This window comes from Clostridium sp. DMHC 10, from assembly GCF_001270375.1.
GTDB lineage: Bacteria > Bacillota > Clostridia > Clostridiales > Clostridiaceae > Clostridium_S > Clostridium_S guangxiense.
Map to the genome: position 1 here is coordinate 613,251 of NZ_LGVB01000015.1, position 24,593 is coordinate 637,843.

At 31.5% G+C, this 24,593-nt stretch carries 14 protein-coding genes, 7 tRNA genes, 1 rRNA gene and 2 pseudogenes; all 24 read left to right on the plus strand.

The features are described 5' to 3' along the window. Positions 1–21 precede the first annotated feature (21 nt). The 24 genes and pseudogenes from AGR56_RS04825 to AGR56_RS04940 all read left to right on the plus strand — a co-directional run bounded on the left by AGR56_RS04825 (position 22) and on the right by AGR56_RS04940 (position 24,572). On the plus strand, positions 22–432 hold the full coding sequence (locus AGR56_RS04825; RefSeq protein ID WP_053241340.1) for a S1 domain-containing RNA-binding protein: 411 nt from the start codon (positions 22–24) through the stop codon (positions 430–432). A 308-nt stretch (positions 433–740) separates the two neighbouring features. Further along, positions 741–830 (plus strand) — tRNA-Leu (locus AGR56_RS04830). Between the two features lie 10 nt (positions 831–840). After that, positions 841–916 (plus strand) — tRNA-Met (locus tag AGR56_RS04835). Between the two features lie 13 nt (positions 917–929). After that, positions 930–1,019, plus strand: a tRNA-Leu gene (locus AGR56_RS04840). A gap of 10 nt (positions 1,020–1,029) precedes the next feature. Next, positions 1,030–1,105, plus strand: a tRNA-Met gene (locus AGR56_RS04845). Positions 1,106–1,109: 4 nt separating this feature from the next. Further along, positions 1,110–1,186: transfer RNA gene (locus AGR56_RS04850), tRNA-Met, on the plus strand. Between the two features lie 648 nt (positions 1,187–1,834). Next, positions 1,835–4,225, plus strand: a complete 2,391-nt coding sequence (gene spoIIE / locus AGR56_RS04855; protein WP_053241341.1) for a stage II sporulation protein E — start codon at positions 1,835–1,837, stop codon at positions 4,223–4,225. Positions 4,226–4,559: 334 nt separating this feature from the next. Then, entirely contained in the window at positions 4,560–5,948 is a 1,389-nt protein-coding gene (tilS, locus tag AGR56_RS04860) for a tRNA lysidine(34) synthetase TilS (protein ID WP_053241342.1), read from the plus strand. Further along, complete coding sequence (gene hpt, locus AGR56_RS04865) at positions 5,948–6,484, plus strand: hypoxanthine phosphoribosyltransferase (protein WP_053241343.1); 537 nt, start codon at positions 5,948–5,950, stop codon at positions 6,482–6,484. Before tilS ends, hpt begins: the two co-directional genes overlap by 1 nt. 83 nt (positions 6,485–6,567) lie before the next feature. Next, positions 6,568–8,376: an ATP-dependent zinc metalloprotease FtsH gene (ftsH, locus tag AGR56_RS04870; protein ID WP_053241344.1), complete on the plus strand. Its 1,809-nt coding sequence runs from the start codon at positions 6,568–6,570 to the stop codon at positions 8,374–8,376. 345 nt (positions 8,377–8,721) lie between these two features. Further along, positions 8,722–10,392, plus strand: a complete 1,671-nt coding sequence (locus AGR56_RS04875; protein WP_053241345.1) for a formate--tetrahydrofolate ligase — start codon at positions 8,722–8,724, stop codon at positions 10,390–10,392. Positions 10,393–10,407: 15 nt separating this feature from the next. Further along, positions 10,408–11,189 (plus strand): annotated as a pseudogene (locus AGR56_RS04880) (type III pantothenate kinase). A 4-nt stretch (positions 11,190–11,193) separates the two neighbouring features. Continuing rightward, positions 11,194–12,159 (plus strand): tRNA dihydrouridine synthase DusB, encoded by a 966-nt coding sequence (dusB, locus tag AGR56_RS04885; RefSeq protein WP_053243279.1) that lies wholly within the window; start codon positions 11,194–11,196, stop codon positions 12,157–12,159. Between the two features lie 154 nt (positions 12,160–12,313). Then, complete coding sequence (gene greA / locus AGR56_RS04890; protein WP_053243280.1) at positions 12,314–12,787, plus strand: transcription elongation factor GreA; 474 nt, start codon at positions 12,314–12,316, stop codon at positions 12,785–12,787. 15 nt (positions 12,788–12,802) lie between these two features. Next, positions 12,803–14,352 (plus strand): annotated as a pseudogene (gene lysS / locus AGR56_RS04895) (lysine--tRNA ligase). Between the two features lie 160 nt (positions 14,353–14,512). Further along, positions 14,513–14,587, plus strand: a tRNA-Asn gene (locus AGR56_RS04900). Between the two features lie 247 nt (positions 14,588–14,834). Then, positions 14,835–16,226: a glycine--tRNA ligase gene (locus AGR56_RS04905; RefSeq protein ID WP_053241346.1), complete on the plus strand. Its 1,392-nt coding sequence runs from the start codon at positions 14,835–14,837 to the stop codon at positions 16,224–16,226. A 579-nt stretch (positions 16,227–16,805) separates the two neighbouring features. Further along, positions 16,806–18,188 (plus strand): UDP-N-acetylmuramoyl-L-alanine--D-glutamate ligase, encoded by a 1,383-nt coding sequence (murD, locus tag AGR56_RS04910; RefSeq protein WP_053241347.1) that lies wholly within the window; start codon positions 16,806–16,808, stop codon positions 18,186–18,188. A 674-nt stretch (positions 18,189–18,862) separates the two neighbouring features. Next, positions 18,863–18,978: ribosomal RNA gene (rrf, locus tag AGR56_RS04915) — 5S ribosomal RNA — on the plus strand. 7 nt (positions 18,979–18,985) lie between these two features. Next, positions 18,986–19,060: transfer RNA gene (locus AGR56_RS04920), tRNA-Asn, on the plus strand. Positions 19,061–19,224: 164 nt separating this feature from the next. Then, complete coding sequence (locus AGR56_RS04925) at positions 19,225–19,815, plus strand: lysophospholipid acyltransferase family protein (protein ID WP_242851317.1); 591 nt, start codon at positions 19,225–19,227, stop codon at positions 19,813–19,815. Between the two features lie 421 nt (positions 19,816–20,236). After that, a complete protein-coding gene (locus AGR56_RS04930; RefSeq protein WP_053241348.1) occupies positions 20,237–21,586 on the plus strand; it encodes a 2-isopropylmalate synthase in 1,350 nt (449 codons plus the stop codon). 25 nt (positions 21,587–21,611) lie between these two features. Next, complete coding sequence (locus AGR56_RS04935; RefSeq protein WP_053241349.1) at positions 21,612–23,537, plus strand: aconitate hydratase; 1,926 nt, start codon at positions 21,612–21,614, stop codon at positions 23,535–23,537. A gap of 30 nt (positions 23,538–23,567) precedes the next feature. Beyond that, positions 23,568–24,572, plus strand: coding sequence for an isocitrate dehydrogenase (NAD(+)) (locus AGR56_RS04940; RefSeq protein ID WP_053241350.1), 1,005 nt, complete (start codon positions 23,568–23,570; stop codon positions 24,570–24,572). Positions 24,573–24,593 lie beyond the last annotated feature (21 nt).

The following is a 24,593-nucleotide window of genomic DNA, read 5'->3' on the forward strand; positions in this document are numbered from 1 at the left end:
TCAAGGAGGAGTCTTTTTAATATGACCTTAAAGGCAGGAAGTATTTTAGAAGGTACTGTTGTTAATATCACCAATTTTGGAGCTTTTGTTGAAGTAGATGGAAAAACTGGACTTGTTCATATATCCGAGGTGGCAGATTCATTTGTTAAGGATATAAGAGAATATTTAAAGGAAAAGGATAAAGTAAAAGTTAAAGTTCTTTCCGTAGATGACAATGGAAAAATAAGTTTATCGATAAAACAAGCTTCTGCACCTAAGAAATCAGCAAGACCAATTGAGATAGATTGGGTAAAGAAAAGTAAGCCACAGCCAACTGTTAATTTTGAGGATAAATTATCAAAATTTTTAAAGGACAGTGAAGAAAAATTTCAGGATTTAAAGAAACATCAAGATTCTAGAGCTAGAGGTTATAGAAAAAATTCAAGTAATTAAGATGGCTTTTAAAGGGAAGCATATCTATTTAAGAGGGTTTAATACCCTCTTAAATTTTGCCTTAAATTAATATATGTATATAGGAGGATGTGAAAAAAGGTATTCTATAGGTTTTACTATACAGCACATAAAGCCTTATGAGCGGCTCGTAAAAAAGAATACCTATATTTTTCACATGCTCCTATAGATGAACAACTTGAAACTTACAATTTTTGGGTTTCTTAATAAATAAATAAAAAAGTTTAAAAATGTTGTTGACAATAGTCTATGTATCATATATAATAAATATTGTCGCTGATGAGTGACATGCCGAAGTGGCGGAACTGGCAGACGCACAGGACTTAAAATCCTGCGATGCTAATCACATCGTACCGGTTCGATTCCGGTCTTCGGCACCAAATAATATATCGCGGGGTGGAGCAGTTGGTAGCTCGTCGGGCTCATAACCCGAAGGTCATAGGTTCAAGTCCTGTCCCCGCAACCATTAGTTTTTATATGCCGAAGTGGCGGAACTGGCAGACGCACAGGACTTAAAATCCTGCGATGCTAATCACATCGTACCGGTTCGATTCCGGTCTTCGGCACCAAGTAGCATATCGCGGGGTGGAGCAGTTGGTAGCTCGTCGGGCTCATAACCCGAAGGTCATAGGTTCAAGTCCTGTCCCCGCAACCATTATGGCGGAATAGCTCAGCTGGCTAGAGCATTCGGTTCATACCCGAAGTGTCGTAGGTTCAAGTCCTATTTCCGCTACCAAAAGACTGTTTGAATAAAACAGTCTTTTTTTATGTCCTTAATTAGAAGCACAATATATATGAACAACTTGAAACATAGAAATTATAAGTGCCAAATGTATTCTGTTAAATTAAAATTTAACTCAATGCACAATTCACAGTTCACAATGCACAATGAAGGTAGATTTACCTTTTGCTACGCTCAGGTAAATCTTAGAACTTGATAGTGTCAGTTTCGCTGAGCACTATATTTTAAGCACCTTGAGCATATTAAGTTTTTGGATTTTTCGAAGCATAGCGGAGAAAAATCGTCCTTCATTGTGAACTGTGCATTGTGCATTGTGAATTGCGTCAACTTTCAGTTTAACAGGATTAATTTGGCATTAGTCATTTTAACCTTTCAAGTTGTCTATCTATGTATATGTACTTTAAAATACTAAAATTTCACATGCAGCACTGTAAAAAAAGACGTAAAATACAAAAATAAAAAATCATGTTTAGTCATAATGTAAACTTATAGTATTTTATATATAGTAAAAATAAGTAAATAAGTATTGTAGGGATAAATGTCTTAAAAAAAACTTTTTGAATAAACATCAATTGACAAACATTTCCAGAACACTTTGATATAATTAACCTAAATTGTTTGTTATGGGTGGTGGATGTTATAATGCAATACGATAGCAATGTATTAACTTATGAGAGGGTTGCTAAGGAAAATAAAAAAGATACTAAAGTTAATAATGTAAACAAAATATTCATGATAAAACTTATACTATTTGCAGTGAGTTCGTTTTTTATAAGTAGGGTTGTAATTGTAGATTCTATGGCTCCGTTTGGAATTGCTTTTACAATTGTAATTTTAAATTTTAAGTTTGATAAAAAGATAGATACGGTATCGTGTATTTCATCTGCACTTGGATATATTTCTATTCATAGTGAACTTAAGGATTTCCATATGTATGTAATATCTATTTTAATTATGGGGGTTATATCCTTTACATTAAGCAAAATAACAAAGATTAAAAAACTGATTTTTATGTTTTCAACTATTTTTATAGAATTTACTATTTTTAAGTTCTTAATTTTAAATTTAACTATTGAGTCTGCCATTTTATTTTCTTTAATACAAGTGGCTTGTACCGTATCATTATATTATATTCTGAATTACTGTATTATATGTTTCGATAATATTAATTCTAGACATCTTTTTTCAAATGAAGAAATCATAAGCATGGCTATAACGATTTCTATTGCCATTTCAGGTACTAAAGGAACTGAACTTTTTGGTGTATCAATAAGAAACACATTATCGATGCTTTTTATACTAATTCTCGCATATGTAAGTGGAAGTGCAGTAGGAGCAGCATCTGGTATAGCTTTGGGTGCAATAGTTGGTATGAATACAGATAATATGCTTGTGTATATAAGTGTATTTGGTATAGCTGCATTAATAGTAGGAATTTTTAAGGAATCAGGAAAGCTAGTATCTGGAGCATCATATGTTATTATTTTGTGTATATTAATTTTATATTGTAAGGATCATGGAGATTTAAATTTTATAGAGGTTTTTTTAACCAGTGCAGCATTTGTAATAATACCAGATAAGGTTTATGAAAGAATTAGAAGTGAAATTAGCTGGGATAAAAAGCAGGAAATTATAAATGATAATTATATTGAGAAAATAAAGAATATTTTTGTGAATAGACTTGATAGTTTTTCTGAAGTTTTGTTTACAATGTCAAATATACTAAATAATTTAGCAGATAATGATAAACTTGCACTTAAAACTAAAAGCTGTGGACTCATTGAAAATCTTGCAGATAGGGTATGTGGAAGCTGTAATATGAGAAGTATATGTTGGAAAAGGGAAACTTATTATACTTATGCAGGATTTGAAGAACTTATCCAAAACTACCAAAATAATATATTCAAAATTCCTAAAGAGATAGAAAAGAAATGTATAAAGAGAACAGCACTTATTAAAAATACAGAAGATATAGTTAATAATTATATTATCAGTGAAATGTGGAGAATGCAATTAAGCAAAGGAAGAGAAATTATGTCCTCACAGATAAATAACATGGGAGGATCTATTAAAGAAATATTATCTGAATTTAAAAGTGAACTAAAAATTGATAGTGATATGGAAAGAAAGCTAATAAAAGCTTTAAGCAAAAATAATGTTGAGTTTAAAGACTTAATATGCCTAACTTCTAAAAATGATAAATTAATGATAAAAATGACTATGCCGGCATGCGGAGGAAGGCAAATTTGTGTTAAGGATGTACTGCCTATTATAAATAGATCAGTAGAGAAAATTATGTGTGTTGGAGATGACGGCTGCAGTATATCTCCTGAAAATAATTTATGTACTGTAATATTTGAGGAAACTCCTAAATATTATATAGCATCATATGTTAGTAGAGTTTGTAAGAATGGTGAAAAACAAAATGGAGATAGTTATAGCTTTGGAAAGACAAAAGATGGAAACTATATGATGATAATAAGCGATGGTATGGGATATGGACCACAGGCACAGCGTGAAAGTAAAGCAGTTGTGGATTTAATAGAAAAGTTTACAATGGCAGGGCTTAATCAAAATACGGCTATAAATGCTGTTAATTCTATTATGACCCTTAAATTTAATGAAGATGAAAAATTTTCAACAGTTGATCTATGCAAGGTAGACCTTTATTCTGGTAATGCTGATTTTTTAAAGGTTGGTGGAGTTAATAGCTTTATAAAGCGTAAAAATAAGGTTCAAGTAATTAATTCAAAGACATTACCCATTGGTGTACTAGACAAAGCAGATATTCAAATTACAAGTAAAAATGTACAAAATGGGGATGTAATAGTTATGATAAGTGATGGAGTAATGGATTGTAAGAAAGAAGATACAGGCGAAGCTAAATGGATTGTAGATTTTTTAAGTAAATGTGACGGATCTAAACCTAAAGAACTTGCAGATGTGATTATAAATAAAGCTTTAGAATTTTGCAATGGAAAGGCAGAAGACGATATGACTGTAATAGTAAATAAAGTATATAATTTATATTAAGTATAAAGTAATTTTTAAAATTGTGGTATAATGAAAAAGCAATATGCATACGTGAAAGTGCATGAAAACTTTAAAAGCTACTTTTGATGTTTTACAGGTAATTTATAAACATTAAGAGTACGGAGTATAGAGTACAGTGAAGGATGATTTCTCTTCCTTACATCAGAGAAACCTAAAATTATAAAAAGATGATGTTAAGCATGTTGAATGAATGCAATTGTGCATTATCTCAAAATGATGTTAGCAGTAAGTTTTAAGATTTTCTGTGTTAACAGAAAAATCATCTATCACTGTACTCTGTACTCTCTACTCTGGTTAAGTGGGAGTGTTATTTTTGATAAATAAGGTTATAGAAACTATAGAAAGAAACTCTATGTTTAATAAGGGAGATAGGGTCGTAGCCGCTGTTTCTGGAGGCCCTGATTCTATTTGCCTTCTTCATCTTTTAAATTCTATTAAAGATAGGTTTGGCATAGAAATCTGCGCAGCTCATGTTAATCATTGCCTAAGGGGCGCAGAAGCCGATGAAGATGAAGGGTTCGTAAGAGCGTTTTGTAAAAAACTACATATAGATTTTTATGTAAAAAGAATTGATGTAAATAAACTTGCTAAAGAAAAAAAATTATCTAGTGAACTTGCTGGAAGAGAAGCAAGGTACGATTTCTTTGAAGAAGTAAGAAAAAAGTTTTGTGGAAATAAGATAGCAATTGCACATAATGCCAATGATAGGGCTGAGACAATCCTTATGAGGATAATAAGAGGTACTGGATTGGATGGGATGGTAGGTATAAAACCAATAAGAGATGAAGTCTTTGTAAGACCACTTATAAATATAAGCAGAGCTGAGATAGAAAAGTACTGCTTTGACAATGAGATTTCTCCAAGAATAGACAAGACAAATCTTGAGAGGTTATATACGAGGAATAAAATTAGATTAGATTTAATACCTTACATAATGAGTAATTTTAATGAAGATGTAGTGGCATCCTTGAATAGATTAGGTGATATTGTAAGCATCGATAATGACTATATGCAAAAAATTGCAGATAAAAAATACAATAATTATTGTTATCGTGGTAAGAAAAATATTATAATAAAAAAAGAAGCTTTTTGTGAGCATGAAGCTATTTTGTCAAGGATACTAAGAAGAGCCATAAGTGAGCTGACTGGAAATGTATATAATATTGAAAAAAAACATATATCAGATGTAATTCATATTGAAAAAATAGGAACAGGTAAAAAGGTTGATCTCCCTAATAATATTGTTGCACGCAATAATTATGGAGATATTTGTTTTGAAATTAAAGAAAATGATATTATGGATAGTAAGAAAATATATGAGGCAAGCATAGAAAATTTAGATGTAATATCGTTTGGTGGTTTTAAATTCGAATTTACGCTGCTAAAGAGTAAAGTTAGCGTAAAACTAAATCAAGATGATTATGTGAAGTATTTCGATGTGGATAAGGTAGGAAAAAGTATAAACATAAGATATAGAATTGATGGTGATAAATTTAAGCCCCTTGGCATGAAAAGCTATAAAAAGCTTAAGGATATATTTATTAATCTTAAAATACCACGTGAAGATAGGATAAAAATTCCACTTGTATGCTTTAACGGAGAAATAGGATGGATTGTAGGGCATAAAATAAGTGAAGATTTCAAAATAGATGATAAAACAAAAGCAATTTTAAAAATAAAAGTTGAAAGAGAGGATAACTAATGAGGGAAGACATTGAAAAAATATTGATTGATGAGGAGCAAATAGGTAAGAAAATTAAAGAAATTGGTAACAATATAAGTAGAGACTATAAAGGAAAAGATCTTATACTTATAGGAGTGCTAAAAGGTTCAGTAATGTATATGGCTAATCTTGCTAAAGAAATAGATATTCCATGTACAATGGATTTTATGTCAGTATCAAGTTATGGTAATTCCACAACTTCATCAGGAGTAGTGAAAATATTAAAAGATTTAGATGCTAGTGTTGAAGGAAAAGATGTATTAATAGTAGAAGATATAATAGATTCAGGAATTACTCTTAAATATCTTCAAAAATATCTTAGAGCTAAAAATCCAAATAGTGTAGAAATAACAACACTTTTAAATAAGCCAGAAAGGAGGAAGGCTGATATAGATGTAAAATATATAGGATTTGAAGTTCCAGATTATTTTTTAGTTGGATATGGACTTGATTATGCTGAAAAGTATAGAAACTTGCCTTACATAGGTATTTTAAAGGAAGAAATTTATAAATAATTAATATATATTTTATTGTAAACAAAAATGTGTTGTGATACAATCTTAAAATAACTAACTATACATAGAGAGGGGGGCCTAGAGTGAAAAAAATTTCTAGTGCTACGGTCTGGATTGTAGCAATTATATTGTTTATTGCAGCTATATTTGCGTTGTCTCAACAAGGAAAAAGCAGCAATATAATAAGTTTTAATGAATTTCAAAAAGAATATACTCAGAATAATATAAAGAGCTTCCAAATGAAAGATGATAAGATGACAGTTGATGGAAAACTAAAGGATGGAAGAACTTTTGAAACAGTTGTACCACTTGAAAGATTAGATCAATTTCTTTCAGATCATCCTAATAATGGAGAAGTTGAAGAGTCTTATGTACCTCCAACAAATGTTCCAGCTTGGTTTAGCTGGATACCCAATATACTACTCATATTAATGATGGTAGTACTTTGGGTTATGTTTATGCAGCAAGCCCAAGGTGGTGGAGGAAAAGGTGTCATGGGTTTTGGAAAGAGTAAAGCTAAAATGACATCACCAAATGATACGAAAAAGCGAATAACCTTTGAAGACGTTGCAGGCGCCGATGAGGAAAAGGCAGAACTTGAAGAAGTAGTTGACTTTTTAAAGCAGCCTAAAAAATATATGGAAATGGGTGCAAGGATACCTAAAGGTGTTCTTTTAGTAGGACCACCAGGAACTGGAAAAACTTTACTTGCCAAAGCTGTTTCTGGAGAAGCAGGAAGACCATTTTTCAGCATATCTGGTTCTGATTTTGTTGAAATGTTTGTTGGTGTTGGTGCTTCAAGAGTAAGAGATTTATTTGAACAGGCAAAGAAAAATGCTCCATGCATAGTTTTCATAGATGAAATTGATGCTGTAGGTAGACAGAGAGGTGCAGGACTTGGTGGTGGTCATGATGAAAGAGAACAGACACTTAACCAACTTCTTGTTGAAATGGATGGTTTTGGAGTAAATGAAGGAATAATTGTGATTGCAGCTACTAACAGACCAGATATACTTGATCATGCGCTTTTAAGACCTGGTAGATTTGACAGACAGGTTTTTGTAGGTGCACCAGATGTTAAAGGCAGAGAAGCAGTATTAAAAGTTCATTCAAAGAATAAGAAACTTGATCCTGATATTAAACTTGACGTACTTGCCAAAAGTACACCTGGCTTTACAGGAGCTGATCTTGAAAACTTAATGAATGAAGCAGCACTTTTAGCTGTTAGAGATAAAAAAACTTCAATAGGAATGACTGAACTTGAAGAAGCAGTTAAAAGAGTCATAATGGGACCAGAAAAGAAGAGTAGAGTAATAGATGAAGAAGATAGAAAACTTACAGCTTATCATGAAGCAGGTCATGCAGTTTTAGGAAGATTACTTCCAAATGGAGATCCTGTTCATCAAGTAAGTATAATTCCTAGAGGTATGGCTGGTGGTTATACAATGCATCTTCCAGAGAAAGATAGTTCTTATATGTCTAAGAGCAAACTTCTTGATGAGATGGTTGGTCTTCTTGGAGGAAGAGTTGCAGAAAAACTTGTAATTGGAGATATAAGTACTGGAGCTAAGAGCGACATAGAAAGAGCAACAAGTATTGCAAGAAAAATGGTTATGGAATATGGTATGAGTGAAGAACTTGGTACTATTAGCTTTGGTAAAGATCAAGATGAAGTATTTCTTGGAAGAGATCTTGGAACAAATAGAAACTTTAGTGAGGAAATTGCAGCTAAAATTGACAGCGAAATCAAAAAATTTATTGATGATGCATACATGAGCGCTGAGAAGTTACTTAAGGAAAACATGTCAAAGCTTGATGGTGTGGCAAAAGCACTTCTTGAAAAAGAAAAAATTGAAGCTGATGAGTTTGAGGAGATATTCCAAAACAGTTAATGCAATATAGGACTTTAAAAAATAAAATTCATTTTTCGTATTAGAATGAAGAAAAATTTTCGTAGATGAAAAAATAGTGTTGAGAGAACAATTTAATAAATTTTAGAGGGTACATTTTAAAAAGACTTAGAAATTTCAATCTGTTTGAACCACAGTGAGTTATTGAAAATTTGTTAGGATTTTTAATGTACCCCTTTAGATTTATAAATTTTATTTAATGTGATGAAACATTATTTTTTTACACTTATTGTGATATAATTAAAAAGTGATTTTTGATAAAGCTATAAAACGAAGGGAGGTTCCGCTGTTAAATATATATTGTTAGGATAACGGCGGTGTTTATTTATGAAAACTGATATTGAAATAGCTCAAGAAGCTAAAATGGAACCTGTAGTTAAAATTGCTAAAAATATTGGACTCACAGAAGATGATATTGACTTATACGGTAAATATAAATGTAAGATATCACTTGATGTTTTACAAAAAAACAAGGACAAAAAAGATGGAAAGTTAATACTTGTAACAGCTATAAATCCAACTCCGGCGGGAGAAGGAAAATCAACTGTAACTGTTGGACTTGGTGAAGCATTGTGTAAAATGAATAAAAACACTGTAATTGCATTAAGAGAACCATCGCTTGGACCTGTATTTGGAATTAAGGGTGGAGCAGCTGGCGGTGGATACGCGCAAGTGGTGCCAATGGATGATATTAATCTTCACTTTACAGGAGATATGCATGCTATAACTTCAGCAAATAATTTACTATGTGCTGCTATAGATAATCATATTCATCAAGGAAATCCTTTGAGAATAGATCAAAGGAGAATTGTGTTTAAAAGAGTCATGGATATGAATGATAGAGCACTTAGAAGTATAGTTGTAGGCCTTGGCGGAAAGGTTAATGGATTCCCAAGAGAAGATGGGTTTATGATTACAGTAGCATCTGAAATCATGGCAATATTATGTCTTGCAAATAATCTTATGGATCTAAAGGAAAGAATGGGGAATATACTTGTAGCCTATGACCTTGATGGAAATCCTGTATATTGTAAGGATTTAAGGGTTCAAGGAGCAATGGCTCTTTTAATGAAAGATGCTATAAAGCCTAATTTGGTTCAAACACTTGAAAATACTCCAGCAATAATACATGGAGGACCTTTTGCTAATATAGCTCATGGATGTAATAGTATATTAGCTACTAAAATGGCATTAAAACTTGGAGATTATGCTGTAACAGAAGCAGGTTTTGGTGCGGATTTAGGAGCAGAAAAGTTCCTGGATATAAAGTGTAGATACGGCAATCTAAACCCAGATTGTGTTGTTATAGTTGCAACAATGAGAGCCCTTAAGCACCACGGAGGCGTTGCTAAGAATGAATTAAATACGCCTAATGTTGAGGCTCTTAAAAAGGGTATTTCAAATCTTGAAAAGCAAATTGAAAACATTAAAAAGTATGGTGTGCCTGTAGTTGTTGCTATAAATAAATTTATAAGTGATAGTGATGAAGAAGTTAAATACATAAAGGAATTCTGCAGTAAGCTAGGAGTTAAAGTTGCGCTTGCCGAAGTATGGGAAAAAGGCGGAGAAGGTGGACTTGAACTTGCAAAACAAGTAATAGATGTACTTGAAAAAGAGAAGAGCAATTTCAAATGCTTGTATGATGAAAAGCTTAGTATAAAAGAAAAAATGAATATAATAGCAAAAGAAATATATGGTGCTGATAGTGTTGAATATACAACTCAAGCAGAAAAACAAGTAAAAGAAATAGAAAAGTTTAATTTGGATAAACTACCTATATGTGTTGCAAAGACGCAGTATTCATTATCAGATAATCCATCACTTTTAGGAAGGCCAGAAGGATTTAAAATAACTGTAAAAGAAGTAAGGGTATCTAACGGAGCGGGATTTATAGTAGTGCAAACAGGAAATATAATGACTATGCCAGGACTTCCTAAAATACCAGCCGCTGAAAAAATGGATATATTTGAGGATGGTTCGATAGTTGGATTATTTTAAGGAGTGTAAATTATTGTGATATTGGTTTTAGATGTTGGAAATACAAATATAGTTTTAGGAGTATATGATGATAAAAAACTTGTAGCTGAATGGAGACTCGCAACAATGTCTGTAAGAACAGCTGACGAATATGGAATACAGGTTTTAAATCTTTTTCACCATGATAAGCTTAATCCAGATGATGTTGAAGGTGCTATAATTTCTTCAGTTGTTCCTAATGTAATGTATTCTCTCGAACATATGATAAGAAAGTATTTTAAAATTTATCCAATAGTAGTAGGACCTGGAGTAAAAACTGGAATAAATATAAAATATGATAATCCTAGAGAAGTCGGGCAGATAGAATAGTTAATGCTGTGGCTGCCCATGAATTATATAAAAGATCTCTTATAATAATAGATTTTGGAACAGCTACTACATTTTGTGCGGTTAGAAAAAACGGTGACTATCTAGGTGGAGTAATATGCCCAGGAGTAAGAATATCTTCAGAAGCATTATTTCAAAAAGCTGCAAAGCTTCCTAGGGTAGAGCTTATAAAGACTCCTAGTTTAATTTGTAAAAATACAATATCTAGTATGCAAGCAGGCATTGTCTATGGATATATAGGTCAAGTTGAATATATAGTGGAAAAAATGAGTAAAGAACTTATTGAACTAGGAGAAGAAAAGCCATTTGTAGTTGCAACTGGAGGACTCGCTAAACTTATAAGTGAAGAATCGGATAAAGTTGATGTTATTAATCCTTTTATTACACTTGAAGGACTTAGAATAATTTATGAAAAAAATAGAAGTAGGTGATTTTTTGAAAATATCGGGGCTTGAGTTTGAAAATAATGTATTTTTAGCTCCTATGGCTGGTGTTACAGATATTGCCTATAGAGAAATATGCAGAGAAATGGGATGCGGACTTACTTACACTGAAATGGTAAGTGCCAAAGCTCTATATTACGGAAGCGAAAAAACAGAAGAGCTATTTAGAATATCAGAAGAAGAGGGTACAGCTGCTGTTCAAATTTTTGGTAGTGAACCTCTTATTATGGCAAAATCATGCGAAATATTTAATAAAGACAATAGAATATGTATTATTGATATCAATATGGGATGTCCAGCACATAAGATAGTAAAAAATGGTGAAGGTTCAGCACTTATGAAAAATCCTAAATTGGCAGCTGAAATAGTAAGAGAAGTAAAAAAAGCTACTTTTAAACCAGTTACGGTTAAGTTTAGAAAGGCATTTGATGAAAATAGTATAAACGCAGTTGATTTTGCAAAGATTATTGAAGAAGCTGGTGCAGATGCTGTAACAGTTCATGGGAGAACAGCTGTGCAAATGTATACGGGAAGGGCCGATTGGAATATTATAAAAGCTGTAAAAGATAATGTAACTATTCCTGTAATAGGGAATGGAGATGTATTTTCTCCAGAGGCTGGACTTAGATTGGTTAATGAAACAAACTGTGATGGAATTATGATCGCAAGAGGTGCGCTTGGAAATCCATGGATATTTAGTCAAATAGGGGAAAATATAAAAAATGGAACATATTCGCATCCAAGTGATGCAGAAAAAATAGATATGTGCATGAAGCATTATAAAACAGCCCTAAAGTATTATAATAAGAACAGAGTTGTTCGAGAAATGAGAAAGCAAGTAGCTTGGTACATAAAAGGAATAAAGAACTGTACAGAGATTAAATGTGACATCAATACAGCTAAGACCAGTGAAGAGGCAATAGAAATTTTAGAGGAATACAAACAAAATTTATTATAAATATTGTAATTAAAAATTAAAAATGGAATAAATATATTGTAATATACAAATCAATATTGACAATAATAAGGTGCTGCTTTATAATAACTTAAATCAATATATTTATGAGGGTTTAGACTTTAATCTTATGTAAAGGGGAGAATTATAATGAGTGATGGAAAAAAAGTATGTCATTACTTATTCAGGAGTAAAAAAATTAGAAGAAGAATTACAGTATTTAAAAACTACTAAAAGAAAAGAAATAACTGAAAAAATAAAATTAGCTCTTTCATTTGGTGATCTAAGTGAAAATTCTGAATATGATGAAGCTAAAAATGATCAGGCATTTCTCGAAGGAAAAATAGCTCAAATAGAGAACATGCTTAAAAATGCCGTAATTATAGATGAAAGCGAACTTAAGAACGATGTTGTGAGCGTTGGATCAAAAGTTAAAGTAATGGATTATGAATTTGATGAAGAGGTTTTATTTTCAATAGTGGGTTCCGCTGAGGCTGATCCTATGGAAAATAAGATATCAAATGAATCTCCAGTAGGTAGCTCTCTTATCGGCAAAAAAGTTGGAGATGTTGTAGAAGTTCAAGTTCCAGATGGCGTGAATAAATACAAAATATTGGACATAACAAGATAATTTGGAGGTGTAGTAATGTCAAATGAAGAAAAGCAGTTGACAAAAGACGAAATTAAAAGGAGAAAGCTTGAAGCAAAAGCTGAGGCTGAAATGAATGATCTCTTAAGAGAGAGAAGACAAAAGTTAGAAGCGCTTCAGGCACAGGGTAAAGATCCTTTTGATGTATATAAGGTTGAAAGATCACATACGTCAGAACAAATAAGAGATGATTATGATAATTTAGAAGGAAAAGAAGTATCTGTTGCTGGAAGACTTATGTCTAAAAGAGTTCATGGAAAAGCAGGATTTTCTGATATATATGATAGATATGGAAAGATACAGTTATATATAAAAATAGATGATGTTGGAGAAGAAAAGTTAAAAGAGTATAAGACTTTTGATATAGGAGATCTCTTATCAGTTAAGGGTAAGGTGTTTAAAACAAAAACTGGTGAGATAACTTTACATATAACTGATTTTGAATTAGTAGCTAAGTCATTAAAACCACTTCCTGAAAAGTTTCATGGACTTAAAGATCCTGATTTGAAATATAGACAAAGGTATGTAGACTTAATAATAAATCAAGATGTAAGAGAAACATTTATGAAAAGAACAGCAATAATAAAAGCAATTAGGGAATTTTTGGATAATAAGAATTATATAGAGGTAGAAACACCAATATTAGCAACTATAGCTAGTGGTGCATCTGCTAGACCATTTACAACACATCATAATGCTCTTAGCCTGGATATGTATTTAAGAATTGCAACAGAATTGTATTTAAAGAGATTAATAGTTGGTGGATTTGAAAGAGTATATGAAATAGGAAAAGATTTTAGAAATGAAGGTATAGATGTAAGACATAATCCTGAATTTACTATGATTGAATTATATGAAGCATATGCAGATTATAATGATATGATGGAAATTACAGAAAATATGGTTGCCTATGCTTGTAAAAAAGTAAATGGAACTACAAAAATAACATATGAAGGAACAGAAATAGATTTAACACCACCATGGAGAAGAATAACTATGGTAGATGCAGTTAAGGAATATGCTGGAGTAGACTTTAGTAATGTAAAAACTGATGAAGAAGCAAGAACTATTGCAAAAGAAAAGCATGTTGAACTTAAAAAAGAACTGAAAGATTGTACAAAGGGCGATATCTTAAATGCGCTATTTGAAGAATACGGCGAAAAAAATATGATACAGCAACATTTATATGCGATTATCCAGTTGAAATTTCACCTCTTACTAAGAAAAAGAGAGGAAATCCTGAATTTACTGAAAGATTTGAAGGATTTATATATGGAAGAGAAATATGTAATGCATATTCAGAATTAAATGATCCTATAGTTCAGAAGGAAAGATTTTTACAGCAGCTTAAGGAAAGAGAACTTGGTGACGATGAAGCTTACATGATGGATGATGACTTCATAAATTCTCTTGAAATAGGTATGCCGCCAACAGGTGGTATGGGAATGGGAATAGATAGGCTTGTAATGTTCCTTACAGATTCATCTTCAATAAGAGATGTAATACTGTTCCCTACAATGAAACCAGCTCCAAGTAAAGAACAATAGTGTTTTAATATAGATGGAAAGTTGAAAATTTATGAGAAATTGTGGCTTTCCATCTATGTTTTTGTCTAAACAAGAAAAAATAAAAAAAACTCAAAAAAGTATTGCATTTTTTTAGATAGATGGTATAATAATATACGTGGTAAGCAAGACCGCAAAACATTCCGCGATAGCTCAACGGTGGAGCACTCGGCTGTTAACCGATAGGTTGAAGGTTCGAATCCTTTTCGCGGAGCCATTTTATTTTTTGATAATTCAATATGGATACAATGATGAAGATGAGTAGTTGTGTGTTTTTTAGAGAGATTGTGGTTGGTGAAAACAGTTAAAAATACATAGTGAAGTGGAGTCTTTGGAGTAATGATATAGTATAAAGTAGGGCTATTGCCAAAAAGGGTGGAACCGCGGAATTTTATTTCGTCCCTTTGAGGTGATAGCTTTTTTTGTACATAAAAATAAAAGATAAATTTTAGGAGGTAATTAATATGGCTGTTGAAAAGACTATGGATAAAATAGTATCACTAGCAAAAAGTAGAGGATTTGTATATCCAGGATCAGAAATATACGGAGGACTTGCAAATGCATGGGATTACGGTCCTTTAGGTGTAGAACTTAAAAATAACGTAAAAAAAGCATGGTGGAAAAAATTCGTACAAGAAAGTAAGTATAATGTTGGATTAGATTGTGCTATTTTAATGAACAGAGAAGTTTGGGTTGCATCAGGACACATTGGGGGATTTTCAGATCCACTTATGGACTGTAAAGAGTGTAAAGCAAGATTTAGAGCAGATAAATTAGTAGAAGAAGATTTAATAGCCAAGGGAGAAGAAAATACCAGTGCTGATGGATGGACTAATGAGCAATTAAAAGATTATATAGAAAAAAATGATATAAAATGTCCAAAATGCGGTGCTAAAAGTTTTACAGACATAAGAAAATTTAATTTAATGTTTAAAACTTTTCAAGGCGTAACAGAGGATGCGTCATCAGAAATATATTTAAGACCCGAAACAGCACAAGGAATATTTGTTAATTTTAAAAATGCTCAAAGAACATCAAGAAAAAAGATACCTTTTGGAATAGGACAGATAGGAAAAGCTTTTAGAAATGAAATAACTCCAGGTAATTTTACTTTTAGAACAAGAGAATTTGAACAAATGGAATTAGAGTTTTTCTGCAAACCTGGAACTGACTTAGAATGGTTCAATTATTGGAAAGATTACTCGTGGAACTTTTTACTTAGCTTAGGATTAAATAAAGAAAATTTAAGATTTAGAAATCATTCACCAGAAGAACTTGTATTTTACAGTAAGGCAACATCTGATATTGAATATCTATTTCCATTTGGATGGGGAGAACTTTGGGGTGTAGCAGATAGAACTGATTATGATCTAACACAACATATGAATCATTCAGGGCATGACATGAACTATATAGATCCAGTGACAAATGAAAAGTATGTTCCATATGTTATAGAGCCATCACTAGGTGCAGATAGAGTAACCTTGGCATTTTTAATTGATGCTTATGATGAGGAAGAACTTGAAAATGGAGATAAGAGAACTGTACTTCATTTTAGTCCTGCACTAGCTCCAATTAAAGCTGCAGTATTGCCATTAAGCAAAAAATTATCAGATAAGGCTTCTGAAGTATATGATAAGTTAAGTAAGAAATTTAATATAGAATATGATGAGGCAGGAAGCATAGGAAAGAGATACAGAAGACAGGATGAAATAGGAACACCGTTCTGTATAACTGTAGACTTTGACACATTAAATGATGAGTCAGTTACTTTAAGAAATAGAGATACAATGGATCAAGTTAGACTAAAAATAGATGAACTTGATACATTCTTAGAAGAAAAAATTGAATTTTAATAAGAATTAATTATATTAAAAGCAGAAAGATATTATATTGTTCTTTCTGCTTTTTTATTTATGGCTTTATTTTATGTTTATATATAGATAGCAACGTAAAACTTGAAAATTTCAATAGTTGAAGCGGTATATCTATAGATAAATACCTTGAAATATAGAAATTACAAGTACCAAGTGTATCCTGTTAAATCAGATACTGTACTTTCTACTTTGTAATTTTACTTTCAATATTTTTTAAAATATAGATTTATTCAAAAAAGAAAAATGCCGGATTCAAAAATCCGGCAAAATAGGGTTTAATCATGGGGATATGTTATATGTTCAATTAAAACTTGGGGAATTATATTAATGTTTTCCTTACGGCACGAATTTATTATATCACAACATGCATTTATTTTTCAATACCCTACACTAAAGTTTTTATATTAATTAAATTTATTAAATTTCGACATGAATAAATTGATGAATCTTGTTAGATTGTAAACCAGTTATACATAAGTTAAATTAAAGAAGCTTTAAGTCCTTTTTATTTTAATTCAAAGTGGTATAATAAAAAATTAGAAATAGGAGGATGGAGAAATGAATAAGAATTTTGAAGAATTTAAACAATTTATTTTAGGAAAGAAAACAGCAGTAGTTGGTATGGGTATAAGCAACAGACCTTTAATACATTTTTTGGTTGAACTTGGTGCAGAAGTAACTGCTTTTGATAAAAAAAGCAAAGAACAATTAGGTGCCGATGTCGTAAGTGAATTTGAAAAAATTGGAGTAGAGTTAGAACTTGGAGAAAATTATCTGGATAGATTAAAAGGATTTGAAGTTATATTTAAAACACCTTCCATGAGAATAGATAGTGAAGCTTTGCTAAAAGCAAAAGAAGAGGGCTCATATATAACTTCTGAAATGAAAGAGTTTATAAAGTATTGTCCTGCAAAAATATTTGGTGTAACAGGCAGTGATGGAAAGACAACAACAACTACTTTAATATACAACATGTTAAAAGAAGAAGGATATGTAACATGGGTTGGTGGAAATATAGGTATGCCTTTATTTTCAAAAATTCAACAAATTAAACCTTCTGATAAAGTGGTATTAGAACTTTCAAGTTTCCAACTAATGACTATAGATATATCGCCAGAAGTTGCGGTTATAACAAATTTAAGTCCAAATCATTTAGATATACACAAAGATATGAATGAGTATATAGAAGCTAAAAAGAATATATTTAAGTTTCAAGGTAAAAATGATATCTTAGTACTTAATACGGATAATGATATAACTAGAGGTATGGTTAAAGAAGCTAAAGGTAGGGTTTTTACATTTAGCAGAAAAGAAAAAGTTGAAGTAGGAGCGTATTATAGTAATAATAAATTATATTTACTTGGAAAAGAAGTTTGTGATAAAGATGAAATAGTTATTAAAGGAATGGATAATGTAGAAAATTATATGACTGCATTTTGTGCAGTTAGTGCTGATGTTTCTATAGAAAGTATGAGGAAAGTTGCAAAAACTTTCTCAGGTGTTGAGCATAGACGTGAATTTGTAAGAGAACTTAATGGAGTTAGATATTATAATGATTCTATAGCCTCAAGTCCAACTAGAACACTTTCAGGATTAAATGCATATGGAAAACCGGTTATATTAATAGCAGGGGGATATGACAAGCATATACCATTTGAACCATTGGCTGAAAAAGGATATGATAAAATTAAAACCCTAATACTTGTTGGAAATACTAAATATAAAATCAAAGAAGTATTTGATAAATTTGAAAAAGAAAAGGGAATTAAAGTTCCTATTATAATGACTGAAACTTTTGAAGAAGCTGTTAATGAGGCTAGGAGAATAGGACAAAAAGGAGACATAGTAACATTATCTCCTGCGTGTGCAAGTTTTGATATGTTCCCTAATTTTGAAGATAGAGGAAAAAAATTTAAGGATATAGTTAATAAGTTAAGGTAGAAGAAATTAGCCTATATAGAGTCAATCTTAAAGATTAAGATCAGAGAGTACAGAGTTGAGTGAATGCATTAAAATATTAACTTTCACCATATTCTGTACTTTTGCATTTTATTTTACAACTTGTAAAAGTTAGAGGATATAAAAAGTTATTTAATTATTTCGAAACTTCAAGGTGACTTTAATATATGAATCAAGTAATGGAGATATAGAGATAAAAATACATCAGATCGAAATAAACTGTACTTGGAGTGTCAGTATAAAAGAAAATGAGAAAAATGAAGAAAAACTTTAATAATCGAATGTAACTTCAATTACTCTGCTATAAGTATAGAAATCATTTATATAAACATGTTATTATATTAAAACGTCGTCGCGAGATGACAGTGATTAATGAGTTCTGAAAAGACATAAAAAAAAAGTGTTGACAGAGCAAATTAAACATGATATTATAAATAAGCTGTCTCGTGCAGCACATTGAACTTTGAAAATTAAACAGAGAAGAATTAAGTAAACCAGCAATTCTTTTGAATAGAAGAAATTCTATTTAATATATAAAGCGATGAGCTTAGGAATACAGCAGGTCATTATATATAAGTAATGATGAGAGAATTTTGGGAAAGACGAGGAAATAAAATAGGTTAATAACTATTTATTAGCGTGTTTTGTTGACGAAGTATTGCACAAAAGCTTAGTTGTAACACCCGTTCCCATTCCGAACACGAAGGTTAAGAACTAATACGCCGATGGTAGTGCAGGGGAGGCCCTGTGTGAGAGTAGGACGTTGCCGGGTAAGATATTCCGCGATAGCTCAACGGTGGAGCACTCGGCTGTTAACCGATAGGTTGAAGGTTCGAATCCTTTTCGCGGAGCCATTTTATTTTTTGGAGAATTAGAGGTATAAATATGAAAACGATTTTTTTATATGTTTATTTTGGAATTTATATAGTTATAACATTATTTTTTCAAATTAAGACTTGCATATGTAAAACGATACAAAAGTGAGGATGAGTATGAAAAATTAGTTCATAAAATTGTTATGAGCTGGTCCCGAAATATACTTAAGACAGTTGGAGTAAAAGTAAATATAAAGGGACTTGAAAATATACCTGATGGAACGTGTGTTTTTGTTTCCAATCATCAAGGAAATTTTGATTTTTTAGTAATACTTGCCAATATAGATAAGCACATAGGCTTTTTAGCTAAAAAAGAAATTTTAAAATTAAGAATTGTAAGCAGCTGGATGAAAAAAATGCATTGTGTTTTTATTAATAGAAGTGATGTGAGAGATTCGCTTAAGGCTATTAATCAAGGTGTTGAAAATATTAAAAATGGTTATTCTATGGTTATTTTTCCGGAAGGAACTAGAAGCAAGGCAAGTGAACTTGGAGAATTTAAAAAGGGAGCATTAAAGCTTGCGACTAAAACAGATGTACCTATAGTTCCAATAGTTTTAGATAGAACTTATAAAATTTTTGAAGAAGGAAACGGTAAATTAAAATCTGGGACCGTTGAAATGTCAATTTTAAAGCCAATTAATATTAGTGAGATGGATAGAAAACAAAGAGCAGATTTGTCGGAAATGCTTAGGAATAAAATAAATGATGAACTTAAAGTTATTAAACAATAAAATAGGATTTGTATTTATAAATACATACAAAACGATTTAATCATTTTGTATGTATTTTTTTAGGCTTTGTTTTAATAAGTGTGATATTTTGTAATACCTATAAATTAAATTTCATGCTAATAATAATTCACTTGCAAAAATCTATAAATGCATGTAGATTCTAAAATAAAATGAAATTTATATATAAATAAATTCAAAAATACAAAATTCATAATTGAAATAATAAATTTAATATGTTAATATATTCATATAAAAGCTATTATACTTATTAAAAAACCTATAGATATTAAAGAAATAATTAATATAAACTCAATATGTATAATATTTATACAATAAATGCTGTATATACTAATGTTTTAAGATGAATAATTTTAAAAAAATAAGTCATTTTTATTTTTGGGTAGGAAGTGAAAGTGTTAAAATGAATAATTTTAATTATGTAAATGAAGGTAAAGAACCGAATTTCTACAGAGAGATATTCCCATATTCTGAAGTCCCTAAGATTAGATTTGATGGTAGTGAAAACCGCATAGATTTACCGGAATCCATATGGATAACAGATACTACATTTAGGGATGGTCAACAATCTATGACCCCATTTACAGTGGAACAGATAGTTAAAATATATGACTATTTAAATAAACTTGATAACAATTCTGGTGTAATTAGACAAACTGAATTTTTTTTGTATAACGCACATGATAGAGAAGCAGTTTTAAGATGTATGGATAAGGGGTATAAATTTCCTGAAATAACTACATGGATAAGAGCTAATAAAAATGATTTTAAATTAGTAAAGCAAATGCATGTAAAAGAGACAGGAATATTAATGTCATGCTCCGACTATCATATTTTTAAGAAGTTAGGTCTTAATAGACAAGAAGCTTTGAAAAAATACAGTGAAATTGTTGAAGAGGCTCTTTCAAACGGAATAGTTCCAAGATGTCATTTGGAGGACATCACCAGGGCTGATTTCTTTGGATTTGTTGCTCCTTTAGTAAATAACTTTATGGATTTGAGTAAAAAGTATAATATTCAAGTTAAGATAAGAGCATGTGATACACTTGGATTAGGAGTAAGTTTTCCAGGCGTAGAAATGCCAAGAAGTATTCCAGGTATAATAGGTGGACTTAAAAGAATTTGCAATGTGCCATCAGAAGCGTTAGAATGGCATGGACACAATGATTTTTATTGTGTTGTACCAAATGCTGTTTCGGCGTGGTTATATGGATGTTCATCGGTAAATACTACATTACTTGGTATAGGTGAAAGAACTGGAAATTGTCCATTAGAAGGCATGATATTTCAATATTGTCAACTAAAAGGTAAGAAGAATATAAATCTCGAAGTGATTACTGAAATTGCAGAATATTTTAAGAAAGAAATGAAATATGAGATACCTGTTAGAACTCCTTTTGTTGGAGATGACTTTAATGTCACAAGAGCTGGAATTCATGCAGATGGAATATTGAAGGATGAGGAAATTTATAATATATTTGATACAGATAAAATATTAAACAGACCTGTAGTTGTAGCTGTTAATGAATATTCAGGACTTGCTGGTATAGCAGCCTGGATTAACACTTATTTTAAGCTTCCGCAAAAGGACAAAGTAAGTAAAAAAGATGAAAGAATCTTGAAAATAAAAAATTGGGTTGATGCGCAGTATGAAAAAGGCAGGACAACACCTATAGCAAATAAAGAACTTGAAATTGAAGTTAAAAGATATTTTGAGGAGTTAATTGATATAGAAAAAACTAGAGCAAGTTAATTTTATGCAAGGAGTGATATATATAATGGGTTTAACAATGACAGAAAAAATTATACAAAATCATTTAGTAGTTGGTGAAATGAAAAAAGGTAGTGAGATTGGAATAAAAATTGATCATACTCTTACACAGGATTCAACGGGCACTATGGCTTATTTACAGTTTGAAGCTTTAGGAATAGATAAAGTAAAAACTAAAAGATCTGTTGCCTACATTGATCATAATATACTTCAAACTGGTCCTGAGAATGCAGATGATCATTTGTATATTCAAACTGTAGCCAAAAAACATGGAATATACTTCTCAAAGCCTGGAAATGGAATATGCCATCAGGTTAATCTTGAGAGATTTGATGTACCTGGAGAGACACTTATAGGTTCAGACAGTCATACGCCTACAGCAGGAGGAATGGGAATGCTTGCAATAGGAGCAGGTGGACTTGACGTTGCTGTAGCAATGGGCGGAGGAGAATATTATATAATAATGCCTGAGGTAATTAAAATTAATTTATTAGGAAAGCTTAAACCCATGGTATCTGCTAAGGATATAATATTAAAGGTATTAAGTATGCTTACAGTAAAAGGCGGGGTTGGAAAAGTTTTTGAGTATGTTGGAGAAGGAGTAAAATCTTTATCTGTGCCTGAAAGAGCAACCATATGTAATATGGGAGCAGAGCTTGGAGCAACTACATCAATTTTTCCAAGTGATGAAAATACTGTTGAATTTCTTAAAGCTCAGGGAAGAGAAGAGGATTTTAAAGTTGTAAAACCAGATGATGATGCAGTATATGATGATTCTATAACTATAGATTTAAATGAATTGGAGCCTCTAGTTGCGTGTCCACATAGTCCTGATAAGGTTAAGAAGGTTTCGGAAATAACTAATTTAAAAGTAAATCAAATTGCTATAGGAAGTTGCACTAATTCATCCCTATTTGATTTAATGAAAGTTGCAGAAATATTAAAAGGAAAAACAATAGCTGAAAATGTTTCATTAGTAATAGCACCAGGTTCAAAGCAGGTTTTAACTATGCTTGCTGAAAATGGAATATTAGCAGAACTTGTAGCGTCGGGAGCTAGAATACTTGAATGTGCATGTGGCCCTTGCATAGGAATGGGTCAGTCACCATGTACTAATGGTGTATCATTAAGAACTTTTAATAGAAACTTTGAAGGAAGATCTGGAACTGTTTCTGCGCAGGTTTATCTTTTGAGTCCGGAAACAGCTGCGGTATCAGCTTTAACAGGATATTTAACAGATCCTACTACCTTTAATTGTAAGGTTGAAGTAAAACTTCCGAAACATTTTCTTGTAAATGATAATTTAATTGTTCCACCAGCTGAAAATGGGGAAGAAGTGGAGATTGTGAGAGGACCTAATATTAAGCCATTTCCTAAGGCGAAACCTATAGCAGCTAAATTAGAAGGAATTGCACTTACGAAGGTTGGGGATAATATAACAACAGATCATATTATGCCTTCAAATGCAAAACTTCTTCCATTTAGATCAAATATTCCTCATCTTGCAGATTACTGCTTAACTCCATGTGATCCTGATTTTCCTAAAAAAGCAAAGGAAAATGGCGGAGGCTTTATAATTGGAGGAGCTAATTATGGGCAAGGTTCAAGTAGAGAACACGCGGCATTAGCGCCTTTGTATCTTGGAATAAAAGCTGTACTTGCTAAATCATTTGCAAGAATACACAAGGCAAATTTAATAAACAATGGTATAGTTCCTATTGTATTTAAGAATAGTGATGACTATGATAAGATAGAAAATAATGATAAGCTTGTGATAGATAATGTTGTAAAACAAATTAATGATGGAATTGTTACTGTATACAATGAAACAAAGAATGAAAATTATGAGATGATTTTAGATATACCGGAAAGACAAAAAGATATGCTTATTTGCGGTGGAAAGTTAAATCAAATAAAAAAGCAAAATGCATAGGACATAATATATAAATTTGGAGGTAAAAGTATGGGAAATGTACATGAGATAACTTTAATTCCTGGTGACGGAATAGGACCAGAAGTTACGGGAGCAGCAAGAAAGGTAATAGAAGCAGCAGGAGTTAAGGTTAAATGGGATGTGGTTGAAGCAGGAGCAAAGGTTATGGATGAATATAAAACTCCACTCCCAGATTACGTTCTTGAAAGTATAAGAAAAAATAAAATAGCACTTAAAGGACCAGTTACTACACCAGTAGGTTCAGGATTTAGAAGTGTAAATGTTGCACTTAGACAAGCTTTTAATTTATATGCAAATGTTAGACCAATAAAGACGTATGAAGGAATTCCTACAAGATATGATAATGTTGATTTGATAATCGTACGTGAAAATACAGAAGATCTTTACGCAGGAGTAGAACATAAAATAGGAGATTATGCAGCAGAGAGTATAAAAATTATTACAAGAGAAGCAAGTACAAGAATTTCAAAATTTGCTTTTGATATGGCTAAAAAACAAAATAGAAAAAAGGTTACTGCTGTTCATAAGGCTAACATTATGAAATACTCTGATGGATTATTTTTGGAATGTGCAAGAGAGATTTCAAAACAGTATGAAGATATAAATTTTGAAGATATGATCGTAGATGCCATGAGCATGAGACTTGTTCAAAGCCCAGAAAATTACGATGTGTTAGTAATGCCTAATCTTTATGGAGATATATTGTCTGACATGGCTGCTGGACTTGTTGGAGGGCTTGGTGTGGCTCCTGGAGCTAATATAGGTGATGAAATATCAGTTTTTGAGTCTATTCATGGTTCAGCACCGGACATTGCAGGCAAAAATATTGCAAATCCAACTGCTGCAATGCTATCAGGTGTTATGATGCTTAGATTCATTGGCGAAATGGAAGCTGCTGATAAAATTGATACGGCAATAAAAAATGTTCTAAAAGAGGGCAAGACTGTTACAGTTGATCTTGGTGGAAAAGCTACCACTGATGAATTTACAGAAGAAGTAATTAAAAACCTTTAGCAAGGTTTATGGAATAGCAGA

Coding starts and splice junctions, on each gene's coding strand:
- AGR56_RS04825 (WP_053241340.1), top strand. CDS start 22: ATGACCTTAAAGGCAGGAAGTATTTTAGAAGGTACTGTTGTTAATATC.
- spoIIE (WP_053241341.1), top strand. CDS start 1,835: ATGCAATACGATAGCAATGTATTAACTTATGAGAGGGTTGCTAAGGAA.
- hpt (WP_053241343.1), top strand. CDS start 5,948: ATGAGGGAAGACATTGAAAAAATATTGATTGATGAGGAGCAAATAGGT.
- AGR56_RS04875 (WP_053241345.1), top strand. CDS start 8,722: ATGAAAACTGATATTGAAATAGCTCAAGAAGCTAAAATGGAACCTGTA.
- greA (WP_053243280.1), top strand. CDS start 12,314: ATGGAAAAAAAGTATGTCATTACTTATTCAGGAGTAAAAAAATTAGAA.
- AGR56_RS04905 (WP_053241346.1), top strand. CDS start 14,835: ATGGCTGTTGAAAAGACTATGGATAAAATAGTATCACTAGCAAAAAGT.
- murD (WP_053241347.1), top strand. CDS start 16,806: ATGAATAAGAATTTTGAAGAATTTAAACAATTTATTTTAGGAAAGAAA.
- AGR56_RS04925 (WP_242851317.1), top strand. CDS start 19,225: ATGAGCTGGTCCCGAAATATACTTAAGACAGTTGGAGTAAAAGTAAAT.
- AGR56_RS04930 (WP_053241348.1), top strand. CDS start 20,237: ATGAATAATTTTAATTATGTAAATGAAGGTAAAGAACCGAATTTCTAC.
- AGR56_RS04935 (WP_053241349.1), top strand. CDS start 21,612: ATGGGTTTAACAATGACAGAAAAAATTATACAAAATCATTTAGTAGTT.
- AGR56_RS04940 (WP_053241350.1), top strand. CDS start 23,568: ATGGGAAATGTACATGAGATAACTTTAATTCCTGGTGACGGAATAGGA.